1 protein-coding gene is annotated in these 932 nt (G+C 23.9%); it reads right to left on the bottom strand.

From position 1 onward, the window contains the following. Positions 1–23 precede the first annotated feature (23 nt). Positions 24–389 (bottom strand): hypothetical protein, encoded by a 366-nt coding sequence (locus tag ACNF36_RS03005; RefSeq protein ID WP_418303680.1) that lies wholly within the window; start codon positions 387–389, stop codon positions 24–26. Positions 390–932 lie beyond the last annotated feature (543 nt).

Below are 932 nucleotides of genomic sequence, written 5' to 3'. Positions count from 1 at the left end.
TTTAGTTGTTTCATAATCACTCCTTAATATAAAAAACACAAAATACGACGTTGTCCATATTTTGTGTCCCAGTTTACTATTTGTTTTTGAGCGGTTTTTAAAAATAAATTTTCAATTTTTTGATCATCAATTAACTCAACTGTTTTTTTCGCAGATTTCTTAGAATAATTTTTAACAATTACATCTGTAATAGCAGATACTTCTTCTTTATTTTTCTCAAATAATTCCAAAGTTTCCTTTTCTAAATTTTCTTGGTCAATCCTAATATCATTTGAATTGTCGATTCCATAACTATCAACTTTTTTAGCAATAGTCGGTTGATTTGCAAGCATTACCATTGAAGGTGTTGAACCTATTATATTTAAAACGTTTAGGAATTTTGATTCCATAATATCTCCTTAAAAAATGATGGACCTTATTTTTTAATGTTATCACTAAAGAGAATATATAACAGGAAATAGCGCTTTTTTATCGTATTTTTTCATATTTTGTGAAAAAAATAACAAATCAAACATAAAGATGATTTTTATTGAAAATAAATTTTAAAAAAGAGTCAAAATTTTTTACTCAATTATTTACATAGAAGTAAAAAAACTTAAATATCAATTTCTCTTGTCTTATAATTTTGACTCAATACAAATTTTTGCTTTGGTGGTTTTATATTTTCATTAAGAATTGTTCTTTTATATTCATAATAAAACATTTCAGGTTTTAATTCAATATTACTAAGTTTTCACATACCATCACCACATAATAACATTACTAAATAAACATCCATTTTCTTAGTTTTTGATTTCTTTAAAAATTTAATTTTAATATGCATTCAAGGAAATAACACTGAAGATATGTCTACTCTTAAACTGGGACACAAAATATGGACAACGTCGTATTTTGTGTTTTTTATATTAAGGAGTGATTATGAAACAACTAAA

It is taken from the genome of Mycoplasma sp. 4463 (assembly GCF_048381515.1).
Lineage (GTDB): Bacteria > Bacillota_I > Bacilli_A > Mycoplasmatales > Metamycoplasmataceae > Mycoplasmopsis.
Note: the sequence above shows the minus strand (reverse complement) of the source record. Positions and strands in the feature narration are given on the sequence as shown.